The following is a 3,746-nucleotide window of genomic DNA, read 5'->3' as shown; positions in this document are numbered from 1 at the left end:
ATTCTGAAATGTTGTCAGCGGAATCCGGCCGCTAGGCTGACGTTCCGCATTCATGTCATCTTTGTACAGCTCCCAGAGCACTCGAAGGTAAATCAGATATGGATCATATGCCTCGTATCGTTCCTGATAAATGCTCGCGAGATCGTATGGCACAGCCTCATCCCACAAGCTGTCGAACCACTCTTTGACCTGCACCACAAGCCCCGGCTGATAGTGACCAAGATTCAATTCGAGATTCGATGAGAGTCCGGCTGCGGTAAAATTGGACGATCCGGCGAGAACACCTTCGTCGGTCGAGAAGATGTAGGCTTTGCCATGAAGGAAGCCGCGTACATAACGGCGAACCTCGACTTTGCCGGAGCTTAGGAATTCGAGCAGGTGTTTGACGGTCTTATCGACTTGCGGACTGAAGTCGAGCAGATTGCGGTCTCGTCGAATCCCTTCTTCACTCTCATTCAGCTTGTCGTTGAGAATCTTCTCGCTGAATCTCGCCCCTTTCGGATCCTTCATTGGGTCGCGAATCGGAATCGCAGGCGGGGAGAGGGGCTCAGCTCCGAGGAGGAGTCGGAGACTCGCGACACCGTCAAGATGATCCGCTATCTGAGCGAACCCGCCCGGATTGAAATAGCCTGTGGCGATGGCAAGGTCTACCGGCTTGGCGTAAGTTTCCTCAAGCCAGTCGAGGTGCGCAGACAATGCCTTGCCAAGTGTGTTTCCATCGCGATTGTCAACAAATTCAGGTTTGCTCATAGAAGGCCACGCTTACTTGAATCCTATCTGCTTCTTCTTCGGTTCAGGGGGAATGATTAGTTGTTTGATAGCCGCAACGAGTGCCTTTATATCTTCGTCGTGCTGGCCTACTTTGCGCTCAATCTGCTCAATCTTGCCTACGAGTTCCTTCTGACGGCCCAGTATTTCCCGCATGCGCACGAAGGCTCTCACCACGAAGACGCTTGTCTCAATTGCCTGCTGCGAATTCAGCACACTCGCCAGCATGATTGCACCATGTTCAGTGAACGCGTGAGGTAAGACCTTGGAATATTTGAGGTTATGGAGGTGGTCACAATTTGTGACCACATAGTCTTTTTCGTCTTTCGCGAGTCTGAACATGAAATCTGGCGGGAACCTATCAGAATTCCGTTTGACGGCCTGATTGAGAGCTTTAGTGGATACACCGTATAGCTTAGCCAGGTCACGGTCAAGCATCACTCTTTGGTCGCGGATGCTCAGTATTAGGCTTTCAATCGATTGCGACCGCACAAGAGCTTTCTCTGGCGTCATAGGAGAAACCCTCCCGTGGTACGCGGCAGCAAGTGGCAATTGCGATCAACCACATCCGCTGGTCCGAAACAACTCGTCTTGGTGTTCCAATTTGGCATTTCAAGTTCTGCGATTCACTTAATATCGTCGCCTATCATCCTGCGGTCGCAATTTGCGACTTCAAGTTCGTATCGCATTAACTCCCAAGCTCTTAGCTGGTCACAAATTGTGACCACATTCGATTTCGCATTCCCTTGCTCACAGCTTCTTCTTCCATTCCTTAAAATGCTTCAACGTCGCCCGAAGGCGATCTTCGTAATCCCAGCCTTCGTGGAATGTTTCGAATATATGGGTCAACTGCTTCTGATTCAAGCCGTACAGATGAGCCACGACCGCATCCAGCTCGTGAATCATATCTTCTTTCTCGTCATCTTTGAGCGACCCGCACTTGACACCGACAGCTTTTGCGAATTCAGCAAACCGCTTATCAGGGCATGCCAGGCGACCTGCGAGCTGGATAACACGCACTCTCAGGGGGCTGTCAGCGTCTGGTCTCGGAATAGGAAACGGCTCAAGCACATGAAAATTCAGATGAGTTTCTACGAATCGCCGAGCGTACCAATCGAGCGGCAGAGAAGAGAGAATGGCCAGAACAAAGATTGCTTCAGAATAATCTCCTCGCGGCCACAGGAGGAATGGAGCCTGATTGGTTATCACCACTTCAGGGGGTACAAGCGCAACCCTGACAGTTCGCGAATCTGTAGACCGACTTACATCTCTGAACGCGATTCGAGGGTGGAGACACGGAAGTGTGCTCGGACCCTCTATCCAATCCTTAGAGAACTCGTGAAATGCCGAGCGCGCATTCTTGTGCCCTCGCTCCCGTTTCTTCTGCAGGTGATCCATCACTGTCTGTGGATCAACCCAGGCATAGTACTTTCCAGTGTCGGGTCTCCAAATGTCAAATGATTCGCCTTTGTAGACAGGCCAGTAGCCTTTGGGGGCCACATCAGCGAACGTCATGAACCTTTTATCGTTTGTGGCATGGAGCTCCGTGTAAGGTCGGCAGCTCCACGCGCCGGTGTTAGCGTCAAGTCGAGGAGCTTTGCGGAGTTGCAGAAAGACGTCAGCTGATTCCTCGGATGGCAGAAGTGGAAGTGAGGCGGTCTCAGTCCAGTCGAGGATATCTGCGGCTTTGAATGTGACAGGTGGCCTTGCAACTCCTGATCTGAAAAGCGCCAGATTGCGATACGGGCCGCGTAGGTTGACTGTCTCCTTCTTTGCATTCGACTCACCTCTGCGCACTGATGAAAGGGCAATCGTATATCTTGCCTCTGCATCGTCAAAAGCCCAATGACCGCTATTAAGAAGGCAAGTGATATCCTCGACTCTGCCTCTTGCAAAAACTTCCTTTCTGAACAGCTCTGATCCCTTAGCGAACCACGCCGACCTCGGCAACACTACACCGATCCGGCCGCCGTCATGTCGCACCAGATGCCAGAACCGCCAGCAAAACGCCTTGTAAAAGTCAGGGTCACCTGTGCCCATTCCTGGATATGGGCCTGTAGTCAGTGCATGCCTAAGGAGTTTGTTCTCCTGGATTTCATTTTCCAGGTTTTGAGCCAGGTCGGGTCGATCTTTCCTGTACTTCTTCTTTAGAACTTCCTGGTCTGCTTGCTTCATTCCTCGCAGACCGGGAAAGTGTCTCGCCCAGAAGGCGAACTCTTCGATAGTAGCTTCTTCCCATGGCGGATTCCCTATGATTACATCAAAACCGGGATGTTCACGCAGAAATGCTTCCGGAAACGCGACAGGGAAATGGAATGGTGGAATCGCCGTAGTTGCTTTGACTGCTCTCTTGTGGGCAGAAATCCCAAATAAGTCGTCGAGAGTTTTGATGTCCTTGAACAACCCGGCTATACCGGACGGCAGATACGCGCTGAAGGACTCGTCGATGCGTCGAGCGGAATGATATCAAAGAGCGCATTCAGCCCCTGCAGAGCGCGTCTGACAGCGGAGTGTGCTTCTCTTGCTTCTTCGATGTCCTCGATGGACGCATCCAATAGACCACGGAAAGCACGGATTCGGTCTGCGGAATCACCCATGTAGCTCTTCAATTGCGGATGGAACAGGCTTCGAGTTTCACCGACCGGAATAGCCTCTTCAGAAACTTCCTCGAATGTCGCAATCCCAACAAGCGAATTCCCGCAGACGAGATTGTGATCGAGGAAAGAAAGCGGCAATCCCGGTACAAATGTGTGAATCCAGACGGAGAGTCTCGCCAGTTCGACAGCGAGCGGATTGATATCCACACCATAGATGCAGCGTCGCGCAATTAGCCTTCGCAAAAGCTGGTTCTTCTCCAGACGGCGCTCATCGACAGCATCATCGAGTTTCTCAACCGCAGCCGCACGGAGCTTTTCGAGTTCATCGTCAACACTCTTGAGGGGGGTATCACCGAGGAATGTCAGGAATCGTTTCTCGAT

General features: G+C 51.7%; 4 protein-coding genes. All 4 read right to left on the bottom strand.

Annotation, left to right across the window (positions count from 1 at the left end; translation table 11 throughout):
• The coding region (locus KKH67_12780; protein MBU1320055.1) for a helicase at positions 1-750 on the bottom strand (750 nt) is incomplete at its 3' end.
• Positions 751-762: 12 nt separating this feature from the next.
• Positions 763-1,281 (bottom strand): ORF6N domain-containing protein, encoded by a 519-nt coding sequence (locus KKH67_12775; GenBank protein ID MBU1320054.1) that lies wholly within the window; start codon positions 1,279-1,281, stop codon positions 763-765.
• Positions 1,282-1,518: 237 nt separating this feature from the next.
• Entirely contained in the window at positions 1,519-1,893 is a 375-nt protein-coding gene (locus KKH67_12770) for a hypothetical protein (GenBank protein ID MBU1320053.1), read from the bottom strand.
• A gap of 1,283 nt (positions 1,894-3,176) precedes the next feature.
• Positions 3,177-3,746 (bottom strand): hypothetical protein (locus KKH67_12765; GenBank protein ID MBU1320052.1); only part of this gene is annotated, 570 nt, incomplete at its 5' end.

This window comes from Candidatus Zixiibacteriota bacterium (assembly GCA_018820315.1).
Lineage (GTDB): Bacteria > Zixibacteria > MSB-5A5 > JAABVY01 > JAHJOQ01 > JAHJOQ01.
This window is presented reverse-complemented; position numbering and strand designations above follow the sequence as displayed.

What these genes read in the sequence shown, in the direction of transcription:
- KKH67_12775 (MBU1320054.1), bottom strand. Translation starts at nt 1,281, where the DNA reads ATGACGCCAGAGAAAGCTCTTGTGCGGTCGCAATCGATTGAAAGCCTA.